19 protein-coding genes are annotated in these 19,063 nt (G+C 63.8%); 2 read left to right on the top strand and 17 right to left on the bottom strand.

Features of this window, described 5'->3' with window-relative positions:
* Nucleotides 1–38: 38 nt before the first annotated feature.
* From BMW72_RS08435 to BMW72_RS08425, 3 genes are read right to left on the bottom strand one after another with little or no spacing between them, the layout of a single operon-like run.
* A complete protein-coding gene (locus tag BMW72_RS08435) occupies nucleotides 39–2,003 on the bottom strand; it encodes an ABC transporter ATP-binding protein (RefSeq protein WP_092109419.1) in 1,965 nt (654 codons plus the stop codon).
* Entirely contained in the window at nucleotides 2,000–3,733 is a 1,734-nt protein-coding gene (locus BMW72_RS08430) for an ABC transporter ATP-binding protein (protein WP_092109416.1), read from the bottom strand. The genes BMW72_RS08435 and BMW72_RS08430 overlap by 4 nt, the downstream gene beginning before the upstream one ends.
* Before the next feature lie 21 nt (nucleotides 3,734–3,754).
* Entirely contained in the window at nucleotides 3,755–4,717 is a 963-nt protein-coding gene (locus BMW72_RS08425) for an aldo/keto reductase (protein WP_092109414.1), read from the bottom strand.
* 113 nt (nucleotides 4,718–4,830) lie between these two features.
* Here BMW72_RS08425 and BMW72_RS08420 point away from each other — a divergent pair, with 113 nt between their 5' ends.
* Nucleotides 4,831–5,355, top strand: a complete 525-nt coding sequence (locus tag BMW72_RS08420) for a methylated-DNA--[protein]-cysteine S-methyltransferase (protein WP_092109411.1) — start codon at nucleotides 4,831–4,833, stop codon at nucleotides 5,353–5,355.
* A gap of 23 nt (nucleotides 5,356–5,378) precedes the next feature.
* Here BMW72_RS08420 and BMW72_RS08415 read toward each other — a convergent pair whose 3' ends face one another.
* The 14 genes from BMW72_RS08415 to prmC form a co-directional block, all read right to left on the bottom strand.
* A complete protein-coding gene (locus BMW72_RS08415; RefSeq protein WP_092109634.1) occupies nucleotides 5,379–6,377 on the bottom strand; it encodes a malate dehydrogenase in 999 nt (332 codons plus the stop codon).
* Between the two features lie 87 nt (nucleotides 6,378–6,464).
* Nucleotides 6,465–7,295: a YaaA family protein gene (locus tag BMW72_RS08410; protein WP_092109408.1), complete on the bottom strand. Its 831-nt coding sequence runs from the start codon at nucleotides 7,293–7,295 to the stop codon at nucleotides 6,465–6,467.
* Nucleotides 7,296–7,315: 20 nt separating this feature from the next.
* Nucleotides 7,316–7,585, bottom strand: coding sequence for a F0F1 ATP synthase subunit epsilon (locus BMW72_RS08405; RefSeq protein WP_092109405.1), 270 nt, complete (start codon nucleotides 7,583–7,585; stop codon nucleotides 7,316–7,318).
* Nucleotides 7,586–7,587: 2 nt separating this feature from the next.
* Entirely contained in the window at nucleotides 7,588–9,051 is a 1,464-nt protein-coding gene (gene atpD, locus BMW72_RS08400; RefSeq protein ID WP_092109402.1) for a F0F1 ATP synthase subunit beta, read from the bottom strand.
* 19 nt (nucleotides 9,052–9,070) lie between these two features.
* The gene (locus BMW72_RS08395; RefSeq protein WP_092109399.1) at nucleotides 9,071–9,973 is read right to left on the bottom strand and encodes a F0F1 ATP synthase subunit gamma; all 903 of its coding nucleotides are present in this window, start codon (nucleotides 9,971–9,973) and stop codon (nucleotides 9,071–9,073) included.
* Between the two features lie 66 nt (nucleotides 9,974–10,039).
* Complete coding sequence (gene atpA, locus BMW72_RS08390) at nucleotides 10,040–11,677, bottom strand: F0F1 ATP synthase subunit alpha (RefSeq protein WP_092109631.1); 1,638 nt, start codon at nucleotides 11,675–11,677, stop codon at nucleotides 10,040–10,042.
* A gap of 117 nt (nucleotides 11,678–11,794) precedes the next feature.
* A complete protein-coding gene (locus tag BMW72_RS08385) occupies nucleotides 11,795–12,592 on the bottom strand; it encodes a F0F1 ATP synthase subunit delta (RefSeq protein WP_092109397.1) in 798 nt (265 codons plus the stop codon).
* A 3-nt stretch (nucleotides 12,593–12,595) separates the two neighbouring features.
* Nucleotides 12,596–13,156 carry a F0F1 ATP synthase subunit B gene (locus BMW72_RS08380; protein ID WP_092109628.1) on the bottom strand — a complete coding sequence of 187 codons (561 nt, stop codon included), beginning with the start codon at nucleotides 13,154–13,156 and terminating at the stop codon, nucleotides 12,596–12,598.
* A 29-nt stretch (nucleotides 13,157–13,185) separates the two neighbouring features.
* Nucleotides 13,186–13,425, bottom strand: a complete 240-nt coding sequence (gene atpE, locus BMW72_RS08375) for an ATP synthase F0 subunit C (RefSeq protein ID WP_092109394.1) — start codon at nucleotides 13,423–13,425, stop codon at nucleotides 13,186–13,188.
* Nucleotides 13,426–13,478: 53 nt separating this feature from the next.
* On the bottom strand, nucleotides 13,479–14,267 hold the full coding sequence (gene atpB / locus BMW72_RS08370; protein WP_241983820.1) for a F0F1 ATP synthase subunit A: 789 nt from the start codon (nucleotides 14,265–14,267) through the stop codon (nucleotides 13,479–13,481).
* Between the two features lie 195 nt (nucleotides 14,268–14,462).
* Nucleotides 14,463–14,936: a Cg1360 family ATP-synthase-associated protein gene (locus tag BMW72_RS08365; protein WP_092109388.1), complete on the bottom strand. Its 474-nt coding sequence runs from the start codon at nucleotides 14,934–14,936 to the stop codon at nucleotides 14,463–14,465.
* The gene (locus tag BMW72_RS08360) at nucleotides 14,933–16,201 is read right to left on the bottom strand and encodes an MraY family glycosyltransferase (protein ID WP_092109385.1); all 1,269 of its coding nucleotides are present in this window, start codon (nucleotides 16,199–16,201) and stop codon (nucleotides 14,933–14,935) included. The genes BMW72_RS08365 and BMW72_RS08360 overlap by 4 nt, the downstream gene beginning before the upstream one ends.
* A gap of 3 nt (nucleotides 16,202–16,204) precedes the next feature.
* The gene (locus tag BMW72_RS08355; RefSeq protein WP_092109383.1) at nucleotides 16,205–17,041 is read right to left on the bottom strand and encodes an L-threonylcarbamoyladenylate synthase; all 837 of its coding nucleotides are present in this window, start codon (nucleotides 17,039–17,041) and stop codon (nucleotides 16,205–16,207) included.
* A gap of 68 nt (nucleotides 17,042–17,109) precedes the next feature.
* Nucleotides 17,110–17,994, bottom strand: a complete 885-nt coding sequence (gene prmC / locus BMW72_RS08350; protein ID WP_092109381.1) for a peptide chain release factor N(5)-glutamine methyltransferase — start codon at nucleotides 17,992–17,994, stop codon at nucleotides 17,110–17,112.
* Between the two features lie 114 nt (nucleotides 17,995–18,108).
* Here prmC and cysK point away from each other — a divergent pair, with 114 nt between their 5' ends.
* A complete protein-coding gene (gene cysK / locus BMW72_RS08345; RefSeq protein WP_174721713.1) occupies nucleotides 18,109–19,044 on the top strand; it encodes a cysteine synthase A in 936 nt (311 codons plus the stop codon).
* The last annotated feature ends 19 nt before the right edge of the window (nucleotides 19,045–19,063 follow it).

Below are 19,063 nucleotides of genomic sequence, written 5' to 3'. Positions count from 1 at the left end.
TTGATCCGGGCCGGCGACCGGTTGGGGAGGAGGCGCAGTCAGACCTCGTCGGCGACGGGCGCAGCGAACTGTGCAGCGTACAACGCCTGGTACGCACCGTGCGCGGCGAGGAGTTGAACGTGGTTGCCCTGCTCCACGATGCGCCCCGATTCCATCACGAGAATCAGGTCGGCGTCACGAATCGTCGACAGGCGGTGGGCAATGACGAAGCTCGTGCGTTCGGCCCGCAGGGCGCTCATCGCCTTCTGCACGAGAACTTCGGTGCGGGTGTCCACCGAACTGGTCGCCTCATCGAGAATGAGCACGCTCGGCTGCGCCAGGAACGCGCGGGCGATGGTGAGCAACTGCATTTCGCCGGCGCTGACGTTGCTGCCCTGGTCGTCGAGCACCGTGTCGTAGCCGTCCGGCAGCGAGTGCACGAACCGGTCGACGTAGGTCGCAGTGGCGGCAGAGAGAATGTCCTCCTCCGTCGCATCCGGTCGGCCGTAGGCGATATTGTCGCGGATCGTACCGCCGAACAGCCAGGTGTCCTGGAGCACCATGCCCATGCGGCTGCGCAGGTCGTGCCGGGTCATGGTCGCGATATCGACGCCATCGAGCAGGATGCGCCCGGAGTCGATCTCGTAGAACCGCATCATGAGGTTGACCAGGGTGGTTTTGCCGGCCCCGGTGGGTCCGACGATTGCGATGGTCTGCCCGGGTTCCGCGACGAGGCTGAGCTCTTCGATCAACGGCTTGTCTTCGGTGTACCGGAACGACACGTTCTCGAAGACCAGGCGACCGTGCGTCTCCGTCGGCGTCTTTGCCGGTTCCGGATCCTCGGACTGCTCATCGGCATCGAGCAGGTCGAACATCCGTTCAGCGGATGCGACGCCAGACTGCAGCAGGTTGGCCATCGATCCGAGCTGCGCCAGCGGCTGGGTGAACTGGCGGGAGTACTGGATGAACGCCTGCACGTCACCGAGCTGCATTGCTCCGGAGGCGACCTGCAGTCCGCCGACAACGGCGATGGCGACGTAGACGAGGTTGCCGATGAAGGTCATCGCGGGCATGATCATGCCGCTGATGAACTGGGCACCAAAACTTGCCGCGTACAGGTCGTCATTCTTCTGCGTGAAGCGGGCGTCGACCTCTTTCTGCCGGCCGAACACCTTGACCAGTGCATGGCCGGTGAATGTCTCTTCGATCTGGCCGTTGAGCTCGCCCGTGTTCGCCCATTGGGCCACGAACAATTTCTGGGACCGTTTGGCGATGAACGCGGTGATCACCAGGGTGAGCGGCACCGTGACGAGCGCGATCAGAGCGAGCAGCGGCGAGAGAATGACCATCATCACGATCACGCCGATGACCGTGAGCAGGCTGGTCACCACCTGACTCAGCGACTGTTGCAGGCTCTGCGAAATGTTATCGACGTCGTTGGTCACCCGGCTGAGCAGCTCACCGCGCGGCTTCTTGTCGAAGTAGCTCAACGGCAGGCGGTTGATCTTTGCTTCGATCTCCTCGCGCAGCCGGTACACCGTGCGCTGCACCACCCCGTTGAGGACGTAAGCCTGCATCCAGCTGAACACGCTTGAGAGCACGTAGAGCGCGAGCGCCCAGAACAGCACGGTCGACAGCATCGCGAAGTCGATGCCGAGGCCAGGGGTCAGGGTCATGCCGCTGAGCATGTCCGCCTGCCTGCTGTCGCCGGATGCCCGCAGGCCCGCGATCACGTCGGCCTGGCTGCTGCCGCTCGGCAGCGACTTCGACACGACGCCGGAGAAGATCAGGTTGGTGCCTTCTCCAAGCAGACGCGGGCCGAGCACCGAGAACGTGACGCTGATGACGGCCAGGGCCAGCACGAGCGCAAGCCAGAGTCGCTCAGGACGCAGCTTGCCGAGCAGTCGTTTGCCTGACGCAGTGAAGTTCATCGATTTCTCGGCCGGCAGGCTCATTCCGCCGAAGGGGCCGCCACCGCGCTGAGGGCGCGGGGCCGGCTGGTCGTCAGCGTGGGTCTCGCTCATGCTGTTTCCTCCGCGGTGAGCTGGGACGACACGATTTCCTGATAGGTGGTGTTCGAGTCGAGGAGTTGCTCGTGCGTTCCCCGGCCGACGATGCGGCCGTCTTCAAGCACCAGGATTTGGTCGGCATCGATGATGCTCGAGACCCGCTGGGCGACGATGATCATGGTGGCATCGTCGGTGCTCTGTTTGAGGGCGAGCCGGAGTCGAGCATCCGTGGCGAGGTCGAGGGCCGAGAATGAGTCGTCGAAAATGTACAGCTCCGGCCGTTTCACCAGGGCGCGGGCGATCGCGAGGCGCTGACGCTGTCCACCAGATATGTTGGTGCCGCCCTGCGAAATCGGTGCGTCGAGGCCGCCGGCCATATCCGTGACGAATTCCCTGGCCTGGGCGATCGTGAGAGCTTGCCAGAGGTCCTCCTCTGTGGCATCGGGTTTGCCGTACAGCAGGTTGCTGCGCACCGTTCCGGAGAACAGGTAGGGCTTTTGCGGCACGAGGCCGATGTGCCCCCAGAGCAGGTCCGGATTGAGCTCGCGCACGTTGACGCCGTCAACGAGCACGGAACCGCTCGTGGCGTCGAACAGGCGCGGCAGCAGGTTGACCAGGGTGGTCTTGCCGCTGCCGGTACTACCGATGATGGCGGTGGTCTCGCCGTGGCGGGCGATGAAGCTCACGTTGCGCAGCACCGGCTGTTCGGCGCCGGGATAAGCGAATCCGACATCGAGCAGTTCAAGCTCGCCCCGGCCGACCGTCACTTGGACCGGGTTGGCCGGGGGTGTGACGCTTGATTCGGTGGCGAGTACCTCGCCGATACGATCGGCCGAGACGGCCGCACGCGGAATCATGACGGCCATGAACGTGGCCATCATGACGGCCATGAGTATCTGCATGAGATAGCTGAGGAAGGCGATGAGCGTGCCCACCTGCATCGACCCGTCTTCAATGCGGAATGCGCCAAACCAGATCACGGCCACGCTCGAGACGTTGAGTACGAGCATGACGATGGGGAACATGAGTGCCATCAGGCGCCCAGAACTCAGGGCGACGTCGGTGACGTCCTGGTTGGCCTTGGCAAACCGGGCGACCTCCTGCGTCTCCCGCACGAACGCGCGCACCACCCGAATACCGGTGAGTTGTTCCCGCAGCACCCGGTTGACCGTGTCGATGCGGGTCTGCATCGTTCGAAACAGCGGAACCATCCGCACCACGATGAGTCCCACGGCGATGAGGAGGATCGGCACGCTGACCGCGATGAGCCAGGACAACTGAACGTCCTGGCGGATCGCCATGATCACACCGCCGATGCTGAGGATGGGTGCCGAGACCAGAAGGGTGCAAGTGGTCAGCACGAGCATCTGAACCTGCTGCACATCATTGGTGGAGCGGGTGATGAGGGAAGGAGCTCCGAACCGGGTGACCTCCTGCTCGGAGAATTCGCCGACGCGGCTGAACACGGCGCCGCGCAGGTCACGGCCCACCTTCATGGCGACCTTGGCACCGAAGTAGACGGCCACGATCGCGCAGATGATCTGGGCGAGGGTGATGAGCAGCATGAGTCCGCCGACGCGCAGGATGTAGCCAGTGTCACCGGTGGCTACGCCCTCGTCGATGATGTCGGCGTTCAGGGTGGGGAGAAAGAGGGAGGCGATCGATTGTGCCAGTTGAAAGACGATCACGCCCAGCAGCAGCTGCCAGTATGGACGCAGGTACCGCATGAGCAGGGACCACAGCACGTAAATCTCCTAGGGTGAGGATCAGGCGAACAGGTTCGAAATGAAGGCGACCTCGTCGGCGGAGGGCTGCCAGGACGTTGCCGCGGCCGCGTTCTGCACGATCTGTTCCGGCTTGGTGGCACCCGCGATGACGCTGGTCAGCCCTCGCTGGGCCAGCAGCCAGGCGAACGTCGCCGCCAGCATGGTGGTGCCGCGCGCGTCGCACCACTGCTGGTATTGCTCGATTTTGTCCCAGGGGGCGTCGTCGGAGAGATGCCGCCGGATCATCATGATCCGGCTGTCGGCCGGCCCGCCCTCACGGGAGAACTTGCCGGTGAAGAGCCCATTGTAAAGCGGAAAGAACGGCAGAAAGCCCAGGCCGTACGCGTTGACGGCCGGCAGCACCTCGTCTTCGGCGTCGCGCACCAGCAGGCTGTATTCGTTCTGGCTGGAGATGAACGCGGGGTGTCCGTTCATGCGGGCCGTGAACTCGGCCTCGGCGATCTGCCAACCGGCCAGGTTCGAGTGACCGATGTAACGAATCTTGCCCTCCGTGATGAGGTCGTCCAGGGTCGCCAGGGTCTCCTCGATCGGCGTGGACGGGTCGGGAACATGCAGCTGGTACAGGTCGATCCAGTCGGTCTGCAACCGTCGGAGAGACGCCTCGACGGCCAGGCGGATGTATCGGCGTGAGCCGCGAGCCCCCCAGTCCGGACCGTTCAACCCGCCCATGTCCATGCCGAACTTGGAGGCGAGCACAATCTGATCACGCTTGCCGCGTAGGGAGTGCCCCATGAGCGTTTCGCTCAAGCCGCGTTCGGCACCGTAGATATCGGCGGTGTCGAAGAGTGTCACGCCCGCTTCGATGGCCGCGTCGATGACAGCGGTCGTTCCGTCCTGACTCTCCGACGCTGTGCCGGTTCGCCCGAAATTATTACACCCAAGGCCAATCGTCGAGACGGTCAGTCCGGAGGAGCCAAGTCTGCGATATTCAATCTGAGCCATCCTTACAGACTAGGACGGCAGCCGTCTCCTGCACAGGCGCAGGTCTCCACGCGTTGGCCACCAATGTCCGAAACCCGCGAGGTGGCGTTGCGGGCGGCGGCTACAGTCGAATCATGGACAGCACCCCGAAGCAACCCTCGCGATCAACGTCAGCGAACGCGCTCCTTCGCCTTCCCAGCCCGATCGGCCGGCTCGAACTGACCGCCGACGACGAGGGAATTCTCTCCCTCTCCATCGAAACCGACGGTCAGCTGCCGCTCGATGCCCGTGCAGAGATTCCCTCCCCCATGCTACGGCGGGCCGGCGATCAACTCGATGAATACTTTGCCGGAACGAGGCAGTCCTTCGACCTCCCCGTGCATCTGATCCGCGGCACCGAGTTTCAGCGCAGCGTCTGGGCCAGGCTGGCGACCCTCACGTTCGGCGATGTCATCTCCTACGGGGCACTCGGCAGTGCCATCGGCCGCGTCGGTTCCGGCCGTGCCATCGGCGGGGCGGTCGGCGCCAACCCGGTGCCGATCATCATCGGCTGCCACCGGGTGCTCGCTTCGAGCGGCCAGATCACCGGTTATAGTGCCGGCCGGGGAATCCCGACCAAGGCGTGGCTGCTCGATCACGAAGGAATCCGGCACCGGTAGCGGCGTGGCCGTGCCGGTACGCCCTAGCGACGACCGAGCGGCAGCAGGCCCAGCGCCCGCACCGCTTCGCGTTCCTCAACCAACTCGGCAACGGATGCCGCGATTTTGCTTCGCGAGAACTCGTTGCGTTCCAGCCCGGTCACGATGCGCCACTGACCATCGACCGAACGCACCGGGAACGAGCACACCAACCCGGCCGGAACATCGTAGGAGCCGTCGGAAACCACCCCGGCACTGGTCCAGTCCGAACCGCGCCCGGTCACCCAGTCAGCGACGTGGTCAATGGCCGCGTTGGCTGCGGAGGCGACCGATGATCCTCCGCGCACGGCGATGATCTCCGATCCGCGCTGGGCCACTCGCGGAATGAAAGTCTGCGCCAGCCACTGCTCGTCGACGAGGTCTCGAACCGCTCGGCCTTGGGCGGTGGCGTGGAAGACATCCGGATACTGGCTGGCAGAGTGGTTGCCCCACACGGTCAGGCCGTGGATCGTTCCGACGGCGACGTCGAGGTGGTTGGCGAGTTCTCCCACAGCCCGGTTGTGGTCGAGCCGGGTCATCGCGGTGAATCGCTCCGCCGGCACGTCGGGTGCATGCGCGGCAGCGATGAGAGCGTTGGTGTTGGCGGGGTTGCCCACCACGAGCACGCGCACATCGTCTGCGGCCCCGGCGTTGATCGCGGCGCCCTGCGGTCCGAAAATGCGACCGTTGGCTTCGAGCAGGTCGGCACGCTCCATGCCAGGCCCACGCGGCCGAGATCCGACCAGCAGCGCAATATTGACGCCGGCGAAGGCGATAGCGGGGTCATCGGTGACCGTGACCCCGCGCAGCAGATCGAAGGCGCAGTCTTCAAGTTCCAGCGCGGTACCCTCGGCGGCTTTCAGCCCCTGAGGTATTTCCAAAAGGGTCAGCCGAACCGGCGTGGTCGGCCCGAGCAACGCGCCAGCCGCTATGCGGAACAGCAGTGCGTAGCCGATCTGTCCGCCCGCTCCGGTGACGGTCACGTTGACCGGTTGCCGATGAATGGGAACGTTGACGGATGCTGCTGCGGTTGCCGATGCGGGGAAAGTGCTGGCGTCTGTACTCACGCGCCCAGCCTATCCCGCTGCGTCCTAGACCCGGGCTAGATCAGCTCCGGTGTAGATCGTCGATGACGCCGCGCGGCCCGCCGAGGCGAGGTGCTGCTCGACAATGAGTTCAAGCTCGCCCGCTGCGCCCGGTCCAAGGCGGATTCCGACGGATTGCGCCCAGTCGATCAACTCTGAGGTCGTGCGAAAATCGAACTCCTGCTCGAGCAGGGCCCGGGTGAATTCACCCTTGGACTTCTTATTGAAGTGATTCAGAGCGCGCTTCTGACCGTCGCCCGCGAGGGCGACGACTCGCAGATACAGCGAGTCTGGGCGCTGGGGTCGGGCACCGAGAGCTACATAGGCCTCCGAGCGGAGGTCGAGCAACAGCCCCTGAGTCTGGCCGAGCACCTTCGCAACTTCGGTGCTCCACAGCTGCTTGAGCGTGAGACTGGTCGGTGTGAGGTTCGGCACGCGCGAATCATGCGACAGTCGGTACGCCGGTATCGGGTCGAGCGCACCGACCGGCCCGAGCAGTGCGGAGTGGACGGCCAGGTGAGCGCGCGCGAACTCGCGCTGCGAGACCGTCAGGGTGGCGGCATCCAACCCGTCGAAGAGTACCCCGGTGTACCGGTCAATGACCGGCAGGGTTGGAGACGACAGCAGTTCGCGGTTGCGGTCAATCTCGAACAGCTGCGTACGACCCAGTTTCAGGGCAGTACGGGCTTCATCCGGATGCCTGGCCAGCGCCACAACCGCGCGGGCCAGGGCCCGGCGTTTCACGTTCAGGCGAGGATGGGCGAGGACTGTGAGGTCCAGGGGTACAGCTTCGCCGCCGGAGCGTTTCGTCTCCGACGGCGGAAGCAGTATCAGCACTGGTGTTGCAGACGCGCGGGTTAGGAACCGACGAGTTCAGCCTTGCGTGCCACGATGGTGACCATGTCGTTGTCGACCGACAGGAACCCGTCCTCAGCCTTGGCGATGACCTTGGAGCCATCGGCCAGGGTAAGACGAACGTCGCCCAGCGCCAGAATCGCCAACATCGGTTCGTGACCGGCCAGGATGCCGATCTCGCCCTCGACGGTCTTGGCTACAACCATGGTCACTTCGCCGGTCCACACCTGGTGGTCGGCCGACACAACGCTGACGGACAGCGACTTCGCCATGCTTAGTCGTTCTCCTTCTGAATCTGAGCCCACTTCTCTTCGACGTCGTTGATGCCACCGACGTTGAAGAAGGCCTGCTCAGCGACGTGGTCGAAGTCACCGTTGGCGATTGCCGTGAACGACTCGATGGTGTCCTTGAGCGGAACCGTGGAACCCTCGACACCGGTGAACTTCTTCGCCATGTAGGTGTTCTGGGAGAGGAACTGCTGAATGCGGCGGGCACGGGAAACCGTGACCTTGTCTTCTTCAGAGAGCTCGTCAACACCGAGGATCGCGATGATCTCCTGGAGTTCCTTGTTCTTCTGCAGGATCGCCTTGACGCGCACAGCCGTGTTGTAGTGATCGGCACCCAGGTAGCGGGGGTCGAGGATACGGCTGGTCGAGGTGAGCGGGTCGACGGCCGGGTAGAGGCCCTTCGACGCGATTTCACGCGACAACTCGGTCGTGGCGTCGAGGTGGGCGAAGGTGGTCGCCGGTGCCGGGTCGGTGTAGTCGTCGGCGGGGACGTAGATCGCCTGGAGGGAGGTGATCGAGTGGCCACGGGTCGACGTGATGCGCTCCTGGAGGATACCCATCTCGTCGGCCAGGTTCGGCTGGTAGCCCACGGCGGACGGCATGCGGCCCAGCAGGGTCGACACCTCAGAACCGGCCTGGGTGAAGCGGAAGATGTTGTCGATGAAGAGCAAGACGTCTTGCTTCTCCACGTCGCGGAAGTACTCGGCCATGGTCAGGGCGGAGAGCGCGACGCGCAGACGCGTTCCCGGCGGCTCGTCCATCTGGCCGAACACCAGCGCGGTCTTGTCGAAGACGCCGGCTTCTTCCATCTCGGCGATGAGGTCGTTGCCCTCACGGGTACGCTCACCGACTCCGGCGAACACCGATACTCCACCGTGGTCCTGCGCTACGCGCTGGATCATTTCCTGGATGAGGACGGTCTTGCCGACTCCGGCACCACCGAACAGGCCGATCTTTCCACCGAGAACATACGGCGTGAGAAGGTCGATGACCTTGATTCCGGTTTCGAAGAGCTGAGTCTTGGACTCGAGCTGGTCGAACGCCGGCGGCTTGCGGTGGATGGGCCAGCGCTCGGTGATCTCGATCTTCTCGCCGGGCTTGGCGTTGAGCACATCGCCGATGACGTTGAAGACCTTGCCCTTGGTGACGTTTCCGACCGGAACCGTGATGGGGCTGCCGGTGTCGCGCACTTCCTGGCCGCGGACGAGTCCGTCGGTCGGGTTCAGCGCGATGGCACGAACGAGGTCGTCACCGAGGTGAAGTGCAACCTCGAGCGTGATCTCGTTCGAGTCGTCACCGATGGTGATCGTGGTCTTCAGGGCGTTGTAGATGCCGGGGATCGAGTCATGCGGAAACTCGATGTCGACGACGGGGCCCGTGACGCGCGCGATGCGGCCAACAGAGCCGGCCGTGTCCTCCGCCCGGACTGGCGCGGTTGCGGTGTCAGTCATAGCTCTCTCTTCTCTGGTCTTACTTCTTAGCGGATGAGAGCGCGTCGGCTCCACCCACGATCTCGGAAATCTGCTGGGTGATCTCGGACTGACGCGCGTTGTTGGACAGGCGGGTGTAGTCCGTGATCAGCTTGTCGGCGTTGTCGCTGGCCGATTTCATTGCCTTCTGGCGGCTCGCATGCTCAGATGCGGCCGACTGCAGCATGGCGTTGAACAGTCGACTCTCGATGTACACCGGGAGGAGGCTGTCCAGAACCGTCTCAACGTCGGGTTCGAACTCGTAGAGCGGAAGGACCTTGTTGTCACCGGGTTCTTCCACCCCCTCGACGACCTCGAGGGGAAGCAGTCGAACAACTTCGGGCACCTGGGTGACCATGCTGACGAAACGGTTGTAGACGATGTGAATCTCGTCGACGCCGCCATCGGAGTAGTCCGTAAGGAATGACTCCAGCAGTGCTTCGCCGATTTCCTTGGCCGTTTCGAACTGCGGCTGATCGGTGCCGCCGGTCCAGACTCGCTCCGACGTGCGGTTGCGAAAGCTGAAGTAGGCGATGGCCTTGCGTCCCACCAGGAAGTAGACGATGTCCTTGCCCTGGCCGCGGAGCAACTCACTGAGCGACTCAGCTTCGCGCAAAACCTGCGAGCTGAACGCACCGGCCAGGCCTCGGTCGGAGGCGAAGATGACGACCGCTGCGCGCTCGATCTTTTCGGGCTCCGTAGTGAGCACGTGCTCGACGTTCGAGTACGTAGCCACTGCCGAGACGGCGCGCGTCACGGCGCGCGAGTACGGGGTTGACGCAGCGACCCGCGCCTGCGCTTTCTGGATGCGCGAGGCCGAGATCAGCTCCATGGCCCGAGTGATCTTCTTGGTCGTCTGGGCAGACTTGATCTTCTGCCGGTAGACCCGAAGTTGCGCTCCCATGTGTCTGCTTCCTTGTCTTTCAGTGTGGTTTCGTCAGTGGTTCTGCATCGCGCGAATCGGCGAGGACTAGCGGCGGTGCTTGACGATCTTTTCCTGGTTGACGTCCTCGACGGCAATCGCCTCAAACTTTTCCTTGCCGACCGAGGCGAGCGGCTTGCCTTCACCGGTCTGGAATTCGAGCTTGAACTTATCGACACCGGCGGTGAGGGCTGCAACGGTCTCATCAGAGAGAACGTTGGTCTCGCGCAGGGTCTTCAGGATTTCGGTGTTGCGACCGAGGAAGTCGAGCAGTTCGCGCTCGAAACGCAGCACGTCGGGAACCGGAACCTCGTCGAGCTTGCCGTTGATGCCGGCCCAGATCGAGACGACCTGATCTTCGACGGGGTACGGCGAGTACTGCGGCTGACGCAGGAGTTCCGTCAGGCGGGCACCACGGGCGAGCTGACGACGGCTGGCCGCGTCGAGGTCCGAGGCGAACATGGCGAAGGCTTCGAGCGAACGATACTGGGCCAGCTCGAGCTTGAGCGTGCCCGAAACCTTCTTGATCGACTTGACCTGCGCGTCGCCACCGACGCGGGAGACCGAGATGCCGACGTCAACAGCGGGGCGCTGGTTGGCGTTGAACAGGTCTGACTGCAGAAAGATCTGGCCGTCGGTGATCGAGATCACGTTGGTCGGAATGTAAGCGGCAACGTCGTTGGCCTTGGTCTCAATGATCGGAAGCCCGGTCATCGATCCGGCACCGAGCTCGTCGGAGAGCTTGGCGCAACGTTCCAGCAGACGGGAGTGCAGGTAGAACACGTCTCCGGGGTACGCTTCGCGTCCCGGCGGGCGACGCAGCAGCAGGGAGACCGCACGGTAGGCCTCGGCCTGCTTGGAGAGGTCATCGAAAACGATGAGAACGTGCTTGCCGGCGTACATCCAGTGCTGGCCGATAGCCGAACCGGTGTACGGGGCGAGGTACTTGAATCCGGCCGGGTCGGAGGCGGGAGCGGCGACGATGGTGGTGTATTCCATTGCCCCGGCGTCCTCGAGGGCACCCTTCACCGAAGCGATAGTGGAGCCCTTCTGGCCGATGGCGACGTAGATGCAACGAACCTGCTTGTTGCTGTCGCCCGACTCCCAGTTGGCCTTCTGGTTGATGATGGTGTCGATCGCGATCGCGGTCTTGCCGGTCTGGCGGTCACCGATGATCAGCTGGCGCTGGCCGCGGCCGATCGGGATCATGGCGTCGATGGCCTTGATACCGGTCTGCATCGGCTCGTGCACCGACTTGCGGCTCATGACACCGGGGGCCTGCAGCTCGAGGGCGCGGCGGCCTTCGGTGGCAATGTCGCCCAGCCCGTCGATGGGAGCGCCGAGCGGGTCGACGACACGGCCGAGGTAGCCGTCGCCGACGGGAACGGAGAGAACCTCGCCGGTGCGGTGCACCTCCATGCCCTCCACAATGCCGCCGAACTCGCCGAGTACGACAACGCCGATCTCGTCTTCATCGAGGTTCTGGGCCAGGCCCAGGGTGCCGTCGGCGAATTTGATGAGCTCGTTGGCCATCACGCCGGGCAGGCCCTCAACGTGGGCGATCCCGTCGCCGGCCGTGGTGACGTAGCCAACCTCGGTCGTTGACGTTTTGTTCGGCTCGTAGGACTTCACGAAGTCCTGGAGAGCGCCACGGATCTCATCGGGGCTGATCGTTAGTTCTGCCATCATCTTCCCTTTTCTGTACGGCTGTACAGGTTCTGTCTGTTCGAGGACGCTGCCGCCCTGAGTCATCTGGTACTGCTGGGTTTGTGGTGCTGCTGCTTCTGTCACACTGCGCCAGAATCAGCGAGCGAGCTGGAGTCTCAAATCAGCCAGGCGGGTTGCGATGCTGCCATCGATGACCAGATCGCCGATTTGTACGCGCACTCCGCCGACCAGCGCCGGGTCGACGACTTGGTTGATGGTGAGTGCACGTCCGTGGCGTTCCTGGAGATTCTTCTGCAAGCGGTCGAGCTGGGCGGGCGTGAGAACGCTCGCCGACGTGATGGTCGCGATCGAGGTTCCGGACTGGTCTGCGACGATGGCTGCTGCGTGTCGCAGCAATTCGCCGATACGGCGGCCGCGAGGCTGCTGCACCAGGTGCCGAACAATGGCGAGCGTCTGTCCGGATACCTTGCCGGCCAGAAGCTGCTCGACGAGCGCGGCCTTGGCGGTCGGCTTGCCAAGCTTGCTGGCCAGTGCGAGTTCCAGACCAGCATCTGACGACACCGTTGTACCGAAGGCGAACAATTCGTCCTCGATGGATGTGCCGGCCGGTGCTGACAGGGCGGATGCCCGCAGGCCCAGTTCTTCGATCCCGGCGAGCAGGTCGTCGTGGCTGGACCAGCGTTCGGACACGGAGGCCGCGAGCAGGTCGAGCGCCCGAGGTGTCACGCTGGTACCGAAGACGGCACGCACGAGGGTGACCTTGGCCGCAGCATCCGCTGACGCGTCGCCGAGTGCTGACAACAGCTGGGACGACGACCCGATAACTCGACCGGCGCCGAACAGGCTTTCGCCCGTCGCCAGATCAGTCGTGCCGCCGGGGACGGACAGTGCCGCCCTCGATGTGGCGAGTGCTTCTCTGGTGGCGCTTCCCATTTGCTAGATCTTTCCGGCTTTTGGTGCTTCGCTGGCTTCAAGTTCGGCCAGGAAACGATCGACAATGGCGCTGGCTTTCGCGTCGTCGGACAGGCTCTCACCGATGACGCCCGAGGCGAGGTCAATGGCAAGGGTGCCGACCTCGCTGCGAAGCGACACGACGGCAGCCTGGCGTTCGGCTTCGATCTGCGTCTTGGCACTGGCCGCGATGCGACCGGCTTCGGCCGCGGCCTGCTCCTTGTGCTCAGCGACGATGCGCTGGCCATCGGTGCGGGCCTGTTCACGAATGGCACCGGCTTCGGCACGAGCATCAGCAAGCTGGGCGGTGTACTGCACGAGTGCAGCTTCGGCCTTGCGCTGAGCGTCGTCGGCCTTGGCAATGTTGCCCTCGATGGCTTCTGCACGGTCGTCAAGAAGCTTCTGCATTCTGGGCAGCACAAGCTTCCAGAAGAAGAACAAAATCACGACAAAGCAGACCGCCGACCAGATGATGTCGTAGATCTCCGGGATGAGCGGGTTTGGCGCCGCTTCTTCCGTCGCGGCTGCAATTACTGCGTGAAGCATCATGCCTCCTAATTAAGTAGTGAAGAGGTTTAGATGCCGGTGAAAATGAAGTAGGTAGCGATACCGATGAAGGCGAGCGCCTCGGTGAAGGCGATACCGATGTACATCAGCACCTGCAGGCGCCCGGCCAGCTCAGGCTGACGAGCGACACCCTCGATGGTCTTGCCAACGACGATACCTACACCGATTGCCGGGCCGATGGCTGCGAGGCCATAACCGACGGTCGCGATGTTTCCGTTGATTTCCGCGAGAACGGTTGTTGCGTCCACGTATGTTTCCTTCCGTGATGGTGAATTCGGCGAGTGCCGGATTCCTAAAGTGTCTAGTGTTCCTCAGCCAGCGCGAGCTGGATGTAGACGGCGGTGAGTAGGGCAAAAATGTAAGCCTGGAGGACGGCGATCAGCACTTCGAAGAGCGTGAAGGCGAAGCCGAAGACGAGGGTGCCAGCGCCGAAGAGCTTGAACCCGCCATCCGCAGTGAAGAAGAAGAACTGGGTAGCGCTGAAGAACAGCACGAGCAGGAGGTGTCCGACGATCATGTTCATCATCAGTCGGAGCGTGAGAGTGACCGGTCGCACCAGAAACGTCGAGATGAATTCGATCGGCGTCACGATGAGGTACAGGAACGGAGGAACTCCGGGCGGAAAGAGTGAGTTGCGGAAGAACTTAGCCGGGCTCTTCTTGACGCCGGCGTAGATGAACGTTCCGTAGGAGATCACGCCGAGCAGCAGTGGTACCCCGATCACCGAGGTGCCGGCGATGTTGAGGAACGGAATAATACCCGTGATGTTCATGAACAACACCATGAAGAAGATGGTCGTCAAAAGCGGCAGAAAACGTTTGCCGTCTTTCTTACCGAGCAGGTCTTCGGCGATGTTGACGCGAACGAAGTCGAGTCCCATTTCGGCCAGGCTCTGGCCGCGGGTCGGAATGATCTTCATGCGGCGAGTACCAAGCCAGAAGACCAACATCAGCACCGCGACCGCGAGAAAGCGAATCAGGATGATGCGGTTGATTTCGAAGCTGGTGCCCGCGAAGAAGATTACATTGGGGAAGAACTCATTGATGGAGGGACCGTGAAATTCACCGTCGCCGGTGGCAGACGGGACCATCAGGTTTACGGCGATTTCTAGCAGCGCTTTCTCCTGTTTCGGGGCGGTGAGCTCTGCTCGCGCAACGACGATTATGGGCAGGTTTACGACGCTGTAAAGCATGTGCAAACCGGGGTGGGATCGGTGTTTACTCTAGCAAAGATCAGGCGCTGCACCGAATCGAGAGCGGGATCCGTGGGTGGATGGGCCGAAGGGTTACTCGTCTACCGGGGCGGGGGGCAATACGACGTCGCTGGCGTAGGGCATCCGGCTCTTCATCACGACGACGGCATCGACCACGAGGGATCCCACGACGCCGGCGATGATGCATAAGAACAGCACCATGGGCTCGATCCACGCACGGTCCTGCAACACGAAAAGCAGTACCAGGAACACGACGAATTTGAGCAGCCAGCCGCCCATGATGATGCCGAAGAAGCCGCCGATCGCCGATTCGTTGCCGGCAACCCGATTGGCCAGCAGGATACTGCCGGCCGTGATACCCATGAAAGCGACGGACATGATCGTTCCGATCAGGGCACTGAGCACCCCGGTGCCACCGTCCACGAAATAGCCGATGACGGAACCGACGACGGCTATTCCGAGTGCGACCCAGCCGCCGTAGATCAGGATGCGACGCAGCACCGGGATGGACGTGGCCTGGGCAGGTGGTGGGGTGGCGCTGGTCATACGTTCTCCTCGGCAGGGGCCGCCGCAGGGGCGGTCGCTCGTGTCGGTGTTGGGGTGGGGGTGGCGGGAGTAGCGGCTTCGTCGAGCGGGTCGAACCGGTCGAGCACAGCGATCTGTGCCGGCGATGACTGACTGACCCATTCACCGGTTTTGCGGCGGCCGAGCGGCGCGAGAGTGACGATCGTACACATGAGCAGCGAGGTCACCAGGAAGATGGTGGCGTACCAGGTCGGCAGCCCGAAATAGACCGGCAGGATGTAATACAGCAGACACCCAACGGACGCTGCGGCCGTCCACCCGTAGAAGATCAGCACGGCATGCAGGTGGGAGTGTCCCATATCGAGCAGTCGGTGATGCAGGTGTTTTCGGTCGGCGCTGAAGGGCGATTTACCGGCCCGTACCCGCCGGAATACGGCCAGCCCGAAGTCGAGCAGGGGAATGATCATGATGGCCACCGGCAGCAGGATGGGTATGAACGCCGGAAAGAGCTGCGAGCGATTGATCGCGGTCGGGTCGATCTGGCCGGTGATGGCGATCGCGCTTGTGGCCATGAGCAGACCGACCAGCAGTGCACCGGCGTCGCCCATGAACATTTTGGCCGGGTGCCAGTTCAACGGCAGGAACCCCACGCACGCGCCGACCAGAATGGCGGCGATGAGCGAGGCGAGGTTGAAGTAGTTGGTCGGCGACGTGTCCCGCACGAGCAGGTAGCTGTAGAGAAAGAACACCCCGTTGGCGATCAGGGCAACGCCCGTGACGAGGCCGTCGAGACCGTCGATGAAGTTGATCATGTTCATGACCACCACGATGGCGACGACCGTGAACACGATCGACATCCAGCCGCTGCCGACCGTGAGCCCGCCGATCGGAAGGGAGTAGATCTGCACGCCCTGCCAGGCGACCAGCCCGGCGGCGATGAACTGGCCGGCGAGTTTGGTCATCCAGTCCAGGTCCCAGATGTCGTCGGCGACACCGACCAGCACGATGAGCAGGGCTGCGCCGAGGATCGCGAGAATCTGCTGCGGATCGGCGAACACCAGCCGAAGCGGCGCGAACGCCCCCGCGATGAGGTAGGCGACCCCGAAGGCCACCAGGATGCCGAGGAACATGGCGATGCCGCCGAGACGCGGCGTAGGGCGGGTGTGCACGTCGCGTTCGCGAATTTTCGGGTACAGGCGGTACTTGTGGCTGAGTTTGTAGACCACGATCGACAGCACGAACGTGACGATCGCCGTGACGAGCGCGAGCAAAAAGAAAAGGGTCATGGGCTACCGACCGGCATCCGTTTCGCCTGCGGTCTCAGCCGGCGCTTTCGTCGAGGCTTCGTCCTGGGACGGGGCGGCGATCGTGGGGGTCGCATCCGCTTCACTCGGTTCTGCCGGTACTCCGGGGATGGCCGGTGCGGCCGCGAGAACGTCGCCGACGACCGCCGCGATCGATTCTCGGGAGATGACGCCGCTGCGCACGATGTGCAGAAAATTGCCGTTGGTTTCGAAGCCGGAGGCGTCGACGATCGTCGATGAGCCGTCGCCGGGCTGGCCGAACACGCTCTCATAGGTACTGCCGGCGGTTCCGCCGTCAAGGTAGACCTCGACGCTCTCGCCGAGCGCCGCTTCGGCCGCCTGGGCATCACGGGTGGCGGGCATTCCGCTGAGGTTGGCGCTCGACACGGCCAGTGGCCCCGTTGCGGCGAGCAGATCGAGCGCGATCTGATTGCTCGGCATGCGCAGCGCCACGGTGCCGCGCGTCTCGCCGAGATCCCAAACCAGTGACGGCTGGGCGTTGACGATGACCGTCAGTCCGCCCGGCCAGAACGCCGCGGCGAGGTCGCGCACCGGCTGCGGCACGTCGACGGCGAGAGCGTCGAGGGTTGGGATTCCGGGAATGAGAACGGGTGGCGGCGACTGCCGACTGCGGCCTTTGGCGTTGAGGAGAAGCTGCACGGCCTCGGCGTTGAAAGCGTCGGCCGCAACGCCGTAGACCGTGTCGGTGGGGATGACGACGAGCGCTCCGCGGCCGATGGCCGTGCGCGCCAGAGCGATGTGCGCCTGGTATTCCGAGTGGCTCGTGTTCGACTCGCTCGTGCAATCGTAGATACGTGTCATTTCCGGCAATTCTAACCCAGCGCGGTTGTGAAGAACGGATGCGAGCGCACGCACCCGCGAAAGTCCGCTCAGGGGTGCAGTGCGGTGGTGGCCCGATCGCGGCTGGTGTAGTCGCGGTGCGTGGCCGAAGCCCGCCAGCCATCGGCGGTCAGCAGCGCGCGAATGTCTACTCCCTGCAGTTCACCGTGTTCGATCACGAGCACACCGCCGGGACGCAGCAGGCGGAGGCCCGTGGCCGAGACGCTGCGCACGACGTCGAGGCCGTCCGGGCCTCCGAAGAGGGCGTGGGCGGGGTCGAACAGGCGCACCTCCGGGTCGCGCGGGATCGCATCCGCTGGAATGTATGGCGGGTTCGAGATGACGACGGCGACCGTGCCGTCGAGTTCCACGAAGGCATTGGCGAGGTCGCCGAAGGCGAGAGTCGCGTTGCCGGCAGCGATCTCCTCGAAGTTGCGCACGGTCCAGGGGAAGGCTTCGGCCGAATTTTCAATCGCGAAGATGCGCGCGTGCGGCACCTCGGTGGCGAGGGCCAGGGCGATCGCGCCGCTCCCGGTGCCGAGATCGACACCGATCGGCTCCGGATCGGGCATGGACCGCAACGCGTCGATGGCGAACTGGGCGACCTGCTCGGTTTCGGGCCGCGGCACGAAGACGCCAGGGCCCACGTTCAGGGACAGGGAGCGGAACGGGGCACGTCCGGTGATGTGCTGAAGAGGTTCGCGTGTGCTGCGGCGAGCGAGCAGGGTGTCGATCGCTGCGGCATCCGCTTGGCTGACCGGTCGATTCAGGATGCTGCCAGCTTGCACTTCGCCGCGACTCTGGCCGAGCACGTGGCCGATCAGTAGGTCGGAGTCGACCTCGGGGTCAGTCACCCCGGCCGAAGTGAGCGCTCGGATGGCTCGGTTGCGCAGGTCGGTCACGGTGGAGGGCAGGGCAGAATCTGAAGAAGGCACGTAGTGAAATGTAACGCACCAACCCGTTTTCGGCCGGGCAACCTAGGCTGGAGCTGGCCCACCCGCCCAAGCCAGTCGAATTCAGCCGAATTTCACCGAATGAAAGTTGCCCTCGTGCCTAAGATCTATTCCGATATCACCGAAGCCGTCGGTGGGACCCCCCTCGTCAAACTGAACCGTTTGACCAACGGCCTCGGCGCGACCGTGCTCGCGAAGCTCGAGTTCTATAATCCGTCCAGCAGCGTCAAGGACCGCATCGGCGTTGCCATCATCAATGCCGCCGAGAAGGACGGCTCCCTGAAGCCGGGCGGAACCATCGTTGAAGCCACCAGCGGCAACACGGGCATCGCCCTCGCCATGGTCGGTGCTGCCCGCGGCTACACCGTCATTCTCGCTATGCCCGAGACGATGAGCAAGGAACGTCGCGTCATGATGCGCGCCTACGGCGCCGAAATCGTGCTGACCGCTGGTGCCGATGGCATGCGCGGGGCCGTTGAGAAGGCCGCCGAGATCGTCGCGAACACGCCCGGTGCGGTGTTGGCCAGCCAGTTCACCAACCCGGCCAACCCGGCGATCCACCGTGCCACCACCGGCGTGGAGATCTGGAACGACACCGACGGTGCCGTCGACATCCTCGTTGCCGGCATCGGCACCGGCGGCACCATCTCTGGCGCCGGCGGGTACCTGAAGGAGCAGAAGCCGGGCCTCACGGTCGTCGGCGTCGAGCCGATCGACTCCCCCATTCTCACCGGCGGCAAGCCCGGCCCGCACAAGATCCAGGGCCTCGGCGCGAACTTCGTACCGGAGACGCTCGACCGTCAGGTCTACGACTCGATCACTGATGTGACCCTGGCCGACTCGCTCGCCACGGCCCGCGCACTCGGCACCGACGAGGGCATCCTCGGCGGCATCTCCGGCGGCGCCGCGGTCTGGGCCGCGCTCGAGCAGGCGAAATTGCCCGAGAACGCCGGCAAGACCATCGTCGTCATCGTTCCCGGCTTCGGTGAACGGTACATTTCAACGGTGCTGTACGAAGACCTGCTGGACTAAGAGATCACTGCCTGCCCGC

It is taken from the genome of Cryobacterium luteum (assembly GCF_900110125.1).
Lineage (GTDB): Bacteria > Actinomycetota > Actinomycetes > Actinomycetales > Microbacteriaceae > Cryobacterium > Cryobacterium luteum.
The sequence above is the reverse complement of the archived record's forward strand: the minus strand, read 5'-3'. Positions and strand labels throughout refer to the sequence as shown.

Excerpts from the sequence above, each read along its gene's own strand:
- BMW72_RS08435 (WP_092109419.1), bottom strand. The coding sequence starts at position 2,003 with ATGAGCGAGACCCACGCTGACGACCAGCCGGCCCCGCGCCCTCAGCGC.
- BMW72_RS08425 (WP_092109414.1), bottom strand. The coding sequence starts at position 4,717 with ATGGCTCAGATTGAATATCGCAGACTTGGCTCCTCCGGACTGACCGTC.
- BMW72_RS08420 (WP_092109411.1), top strand. The coding sequence starts at position 4,831 with ATGGACAGCACCCCGAAGCAACCCTCGCGATCAACGTCAGCGAACGCG.
- BMW72_RS08405 (WP_092109405.1), bottom strand. The coding sequence starts at position 7,585 with ATGGCGAAGTCGCTGTCCGTCAGCGTTGTGTCGGCCGACCACCAGGTG.
- atpD (WP_092109402.1), bottom strand. The coding sequence starts at position 9,051 with ATGACTGACACCGCAACCGCGCCAGTCCGGGCGGAGGACACGGCCGGC.
- BMW72_RS08395 (WP_092109399.1), bottom strand. The coding sequence starts at position 9,973 with ATGGGAGCGCAACTTCGGGTCTACCGGCAGAAGATCAAGTCTGCCCAG.
- atpA (WP_092109631.1), bottom strand. The coding sequence starts at position 11,677 with ATGGCAGAACTAACGATCAGCCCCGATGAGATCCGTGGCGCTCTCCAG.
- BMW72_RS08385 (WP_092109397.1), bottom strand. The coding sequence starts at position 12,592 with ATGGGAAGCGCCACCAGAGAAGCACTCGCCACATCGAGGGCGGCACTG.
- BMW72_RS08380 (WP_092109628.1), bottom strand. The coding sequence starts at position 13,156 with ATGCTTCACGCAGTAATTGCAGCCGCGACGGAAGAAGCGGCGCCAAAC.
- atpB (WP_241983820.1), bottom strand. The coding sequence starts at position 14,267 with ATGGTCCCGTCTGCCACCGGCGACGGTGAATTTCACGGTCCCTCCATC.
- BMW72_RS08365 (WP_092109388.1), bottom strand. The coding sequence starts at position 14,936 with ATGACCAGCGCCACCCCACCACCTGCCCAGGCCACGTCCATCCCGGTG.
- BMW72_RS08360 (WP_092109385.1), bottom strand. The coding sequence starts at position 16,201 with ATGACCCTTTTCTTTTTGCTCGCGCTCGTCACGGCGATCGTCACGTTC.
- BMW72_RS08355 (WP_092109383.1), bottom strand. The coding sequence starts at position 17,041 with ATGACACGTATCTACGATTGCACGAGCGAGTCGAACACGAGCCACTCG.